We start from the raw sequence: 5126 nt of genomic DNA, 5'->3' as shown, positions 1-5126 counted from the left end.
CTCCGACGGCGCCACCCCCTCCGGCTGGAGCGCCGCCGCGGGCGGCGTGCAGGGCGGGGTCGACGGCGTGGGCGGCGACGTCGTGGAACCCGCCGCCCTCGGCGGTGAACTCGGCCAGCACCTCCTCGCACACCTCGCGCGCCACGTGCGCCCAGCGGTGCTCGCCGGTGGCGGCGTGCAGGGCGAGCAGCCCCTCGGCGAGGTCGCCGAGGTCCTCCAGCACGGCGGCGGGGGCGCCGGCGACGCCGTCGCGCGAGACGCGCCGCCAGCGGCCGTCGACGCGGTGCACGTCCACGAGGGACCCCGCGGCGGTGCGGGCGGCGAGCAGCAGGTCCGGGCGGGCCAGCAGGGCCCCGGCCTCGGCCAGGGCGGCGATCGCCAGGCCGTTCCAGGCGAGCACGACCTTGTCGTCGCGGGTGGGCTGGGGGCGGTCGGCGCGGGCGGCGGCCAGGCGCTCGCGCACGCGCAGCCAGCGCGCCAGCTCCTCGCCCTCCAGCGCCCGGGTCAGGCGGGCGGTGGACGTGCCGTGCTCGAAGGTGCCGGCCTCGGTGACGCCGAGCAGCTCGGTGGCCCAGGGGCCGTCGTCGATGCCGAGGACCTCCACGAGGTCGCCGGGGGTCCACACGTAGGTGGCCCCCTCGACCGCGCGCACGCGACCGTCGGCGTCGGCGACGGGGGTGTCGGCGTCCAGGGACGCGGCGAAGGCGCCCTCGGGGGTGAGCAGGCCGGTGACGATCCACTCGCAGGTCTGCTCGGCGACGCGGCGGTGCTCGGCGTCGCCGGTGGCGCGCCAGGAGTGCAGGTAGGCGCGGGCCAGCAGGGCGTTGTCGTAGAGCATCTTCTCGAAGTGCGGCACCACCCAGCCGGCGTCGACGGCGTAGCGGGCGAAACCGCCGGCGACCTGGTCGCACGTGCCGCTGCGGGCCATCGCGGTGAGGGTCCGCGCGGCCAGGCCGGCGGCGACGTCGGAGCCGGTGCGGGCGGCGTGGCGCAGCAGGAACTCCACGACCATCGAGGGCGGGAACTTCGGGGCGCCGCCGAAACCGCCGTGGACGCGGTCCTCCTCCCCGGCCAGCGCGGCGACGGCGGCGGCGAGGTCGTCGTCGGCGGGCGGGGCGCCGCCGGAGGGGGTGGCCGCCTCCCCCAGGGCGCGGGCGATGCGGGCGCTGGAGCCCAGGACCTCCTGGCGCCGCTCGCGCCAGGCCTCGTCGACGGCGGCGAGGACCTGCCGGAAGGAGGGCACCTGAGGGTGCGGGCGCGGCGGGAAGTAGGTGCCGGCGAAGAAGACCTCCCCGTCGGGGGTGCAGAACGTCGTCATGGGCCAGCCGCCCCGGCCGGTGAGGGCGGTGGTGGCGGACATGTGCACGGCGTCGACGTCGGGGCGCTCCTCGCGGTCCACCTTCACGCACACGAACCGCTCGTTCATGTGCGCGGCGGTGGCGGGGTCCTCGAAGGACTCGTGGGCCATGACGTGGCACCAGTGGCAGGCGGCGTAGCCGGTGGAGACGAGGACGGGCACGTCGCGCCGGCGCGCCTCGGCGAACGCCTCCGGGCCCCACTCCCACCAGTCGACGGGGTTGTCGCGGTGCTGCTGCAGGTAGGGGCTGCGGGAGTGCTGCAGGCGGTTGGCCACGCGGCCACGCTGCCACAGCGGACCGGCGCCCACGACCGGCCCGGGGCCCGGGCCGCTCGTGCGGCAGGGTGGCCGCCATGAGCGCACCGCGACGGTTCGGGGTCCTGGGCACCGGCTTCTGGGCCGAGACCTGCCACGGGGCGGCGCTGGCCGCCCACCCGGGGGTGGAGCTGGTCGGCTTCGCCGGCCGGGACCCGGCGAGGGCCGCGCAGGTGGCCGGGCGGGTCGGCGGGCGCGGCTTCGCCTCGGCGCAGGAGCTGATCGAGGCGGTGGACGCGGTGACGATCGCGCTGCCGCCGCACGTGCAGGCGCCGCTGGCGGCGCGGGCGGCGCGCGCGGGGCGGCACGTGCTGCTGGAGAAGCCGCTGGCGCTGGACCTGGCCGCCGCCGACGAGGTGGTGGCGGCGGTGCGCGAGGGCGGCGTGGCCTCGCTGGTCCACACGACGTACCTGTTCCAGCCGGACGTCACGGACTGGCTGGCGCGGGTGCGGGCGCTGGCCGCCGAGCACGGCCCGTGGGAGGGGGCCCTGGCCCGCTGGGCGGGCACGATCGACGCGCCGGGCAACCCGTACGGGGCCTCGGCGTGGCGGCGCGAGCGCGGCGGGCTGTGGGACACCGGCCCGCACGCGCTGTCGGTGCTGCTGGAGCTGCTGCCGCCGGTGGAGCGGGTCAGCGCCGGCCGCGGTGCGCGGGACGCGGTGAACGTCGCGCTGGAGCACGCCGGCGGGGCGGGCAGCGCCCTGTCGCTGACGCTGACCGCGCCGGCCGGCGCGGGCGGCTCGTTCGCGACGGTGTGGGGCCCGGGCGGGCGGCACGACCTGCCGCGCTTCCACGGCACCCCGCAGGAGGGGTTCGCGCGCGCGGTGGACCGGTTGCGGGAGAGCGCGGCCGGCGGGCGGCCGGACCGGCTGGACGCCGCGTACGCGCGCGACGCGGTGGCGGTGCTGGTGGCGGTGGAGGAGCACCTGGCCCGCCCGGTCGGCGAGCGCACCACCGCGGTGGCGCGCCCGCCGGCCGGGGGCCGCTGAGGCTCAGCCCTGCCCGGGCGCGCCGGGGGCGTCGTCGTCGCCGGAGCGCGCGGCGGCCGCGGCGCGCTCCTCGGCCTCCACGCGGGCGCGGTGGTTCACGCGCTGCACGCGGCGGGCCATGCTGCGGCCCAGCAGGTACAGGGCCAGGGCCAGGCCGAACAGGGCGAGGAAGCCGCCCAGGCCGGGGGTGACGAGGTCGGCGTCCACCGAGGGCTGCTGGGTGCCGCTGCTGGTGGTGGGGGTGGGCGTGGCGGCCAGGGGCGCGCCGGGGCCGCTCACGCGCCGTCCCGCCCGCGCAGGCCGGCGAACAGGTCGTCCTCGGGCAGCTCGGTGGGCACGTGCGAGACCGCCAGGTGGTAGTCCTCGGTGGGCCACAGCTCGCGCTGCACCTCGTTGGGCACGCCGAAGAAGAACCCGTCGGGGTCGATCTGGGTGGCGTGGGCGAGCAGGGCGCGGTCGCGGGTGTCGAAGAAGTCGGCGCACTCCACGCGGGTGGTGACGTCCAGCTCGACGCGCCCGGGGGCGTCGGGGTCCTCCTCGGCCCGCTCCGCGCGCTCGATCCACTCCCCGTAGGGCGACTCCCGCCCCAGCGACAGCAGCGCCTCGTGGAAGGCGGTCATCCGCTTCCGGGAGAAGGAGGCGTGGTAGTAGAGCTTGGAGGTGCGCCACGCCTCACCGGCCAGCGGGTAGCGCGCGGGGTCGGCGGCGGCGTCGAAGGCCTCGCGGGAGACCGCGTGGCACATGATGTGGTCCGGGTGCGGGTAGCCGCCGGACTCGTCGTAGGTGGTCATCACGTGGGGCCGGAACTCGCGCACGACGTGCACGAGCGCGTTGACGGTCAGGTCCAGCGGCTCCAGGGCGAAGCAGCCGGCCGGCAGCGGCGGCAGCGGGTCGCCCTCGGGCAGGCCGGAGTCGACGTAGCCGAGCCAGCGGTGCTGCACGCCCAGGATGCGGGCGGCCTCGGCCATCTCGCGGCGCCGGTACTCGGCCATGTCGCGCAGCATGCGCGCGTCGCCCTTCAGCCGGGGGTTGAGCACGTCGCCGCGCTCCCCGCCGGTGCAGGACACCACGAGGACCTCCACGCCCTCGGCGGCGTAGCGCGCCATCGAGGCGGCGCCCTTGCTCGACTCGTCGTCCGGGTGGGCGTGCACGGCCATCAGCCGCAGCGTCTCCGCCACTGGCGCTCCTCCTCCTGCTGCCCCGCCTCGTGCTGACCCCGCCGGCGGCGGGTGCGACCATCGGGGCACGTCCTCTGCCCCCATCTTCGCCCACCCCTCCGACGGGCGGGCCGCCACCTCCGAGAACCGGGAGCCCCGCGTGCCCAGCGACACCACCGACGACCTGCTCGCGGCGCGCTACGGCCGCCGCCCGCGGGCGGCCCGGCCCTGGTACCGGCGGCCGCTGCCGCTGGCGGCGGCGGTGCTGGGGGCGCTGCTGGTGCTGGCCTACGGGGTGTGGGTGGCGGTGGCGCAGTCGCAGGGGCCGTCCTCCACGGTGATCGCCCACCGGGTCCTGGACGACCGCACCGCCGAGGTGCGCGTGGCCATCGCGCGCGAGCCGGGCACGGCGGTGACGTGCGCGGTGCACGCGCTGGACGCCTCCTCCGCGGAGGTGGGGCTGGTGCGGGTGGACGTGCCCGCCGGCGAGCAGCGGGAGGTGCAGCGCACGGTGCGGGTGCGCACCACCTCGCGGGCGGTGACGGTGCAGGTGGTCTCGTGCGCGCAGGCCGCGGGCTGAGCCCGGCGGCCGGGCCCGGCGGGGTGGAGCGGTGGAGGTCCGCACCGCCGACGGGCTAACGTGGTCGCTTCGAGTCGCTCGTCCCCGCGGTCGCGGGGCCGGGCGACTCGGTGTTTGAGGGTGGGCGGGAAGGTCCCCCCCGAGCGAGCCCGACGAGGAGCGACCGTGAGCGAGACCACCGGCAGCGTCACCTGGCTGACCCAGGACGCCTACGACCGGCTGAGGGCCGAGTACGAGCAGCTGTCCGGGCCGGGCCGCAGCGAGCTCGCCAAGCGCATCGAGCAGGCCCGCGAGGAGGGCGACCTCAAGGAGAACGCCGGCTACCACGCGGCCAAGGAGGAGCAGGGCAAGCAGGAGCTGCGCATCCGCCAGCTGCGCCAGCTGCTGGAGACCGCCAAGGTGGGCGAGGCGGCGCCGTCGGCCTCCGGCGAGGTGACCCTGGGCTCGGTGGTCACCGTGGACCTGGCCGGGGACGAGGAGAGGTTCCTGCTGGGCAGCCGCGAGGTCGGCGACGCCGGCGGCCTGGACGTCTACAGCGAGCGCTCCCCGCTGGGCGCGGCGGTGCTGGGCCGCAAGCCCGGCGACGCGGTGAGCTACACCGCCCCCAACGGCCGGCAGGTGCCGGTCAAGGTGCTGAAGGTGGAGCCCTTCACCGGCTGAGCGGGCCCGCGGCGGTGCCGGGGCGGTGCCGGGGCGGTGCCGGGGCGGTGCCGGGGTCAGCGCTGCAC

6 protein-coding genes are annotated in these 5126 nt (G+C 77.7%); 3 read left to right on the top strand and 3 right to left on the bottom strand.

The window, feature by feature from the left end:
- Window positions 1-1633: thioredoxin domain-containing protein (locus GTR00_RS14170; protein ID WP_166612255.1), on the bottom strand; the 1633-nt coding region annotated here is incomplete at its 3' end.
- A gap of 77 nt (window positions 1634-1710) precedes the next feature.
- Here GTR00_RS14170 and GTR00_RS14165 point away from each other — a divergent pair.
- Window positions 1711-2661: a Gfo/Idh/MocA family protein gene (locus tag GTR00_RS14165; protein WP_166612254.1), complete on the top strand. Its 951-nt coding sequence runs from the start codon at window positions 1711-1713 to the stop codon at window positions 2659-2661.
- A 3-nt stretch (window positions 2662-2664) separates the two neighbouring features.
- Here GTR00_RS14165 and GTR00_RS14160 read toward each other — a convergent pair whose 3' ends face one another.
- Window positions 2665-2940 (bottom strand): hypothetical protein, encoded by a 276-nt coding sequence (locus GTR00_RS14160; RefSeq protein WP_166612250.1) that lies wholly within the window; start codon window positions 2938-2940, stop codon window positions 2665-2667.
- Complete coding sequence (gene mca, locus GTR00_RS14155; protein ID WP_166612253.1) at window positions 2937-3839, bottom strand: mycothiol conjugate amidase Mca; 903 nt, start codon at window positions 3837-3839, stop codon at window positions 2937-2939. The genes GTR00_RS14160 and mca overlap by 4 nt, the downstream gene beginning before the upstream one ends.
- Window positions 3840-3978: 139 nt before the next feature.
- On the opposite strand from mca, the gene GTR00_RS14150 reads away from it, so the two are divergent.
- Both GTR00_RS14150 and greA read left to right on the top strand, forming a co-directional pair.
- A complete protein-coding gene (locus tag GTR00_RS14150; protein ID WP_166612252.1) occupies window positions 3979-4398 on the top strand; it encodes a DUF4307 domain-containing protein in 420 nt (139 codons plus the stop codon).
- Window positions 4399-4563: 165 nt separating this feature from the next.
- Window positions 4564-5058 (top strand): transcription elongation factor GreA, encoded by a 495-nt coding sequence (greA, locus tag GTR00_RS14145; RefSeq protein WP_166612251.1) that lies wholly within the window; start codon window positions 4564-4566, stop codon window positions 5056-5058.
- The last annotated feature ends 68 nt before the right edge of the window (window positions 5059-5126 follow it).

Source organism: Kineococcus indalonis (assembly GCF_009906395.1).
Taxonomy (GTDB): domain Bacteria; phylum Actinomycetota; class Actinomycetes; order Actinomycetales; family Kineococcaceae; genus Kineococcus; species Kineococcus indalonis.
This window is presented reverse-complemented; position numbering and strand designations above follow the sequence as displayed.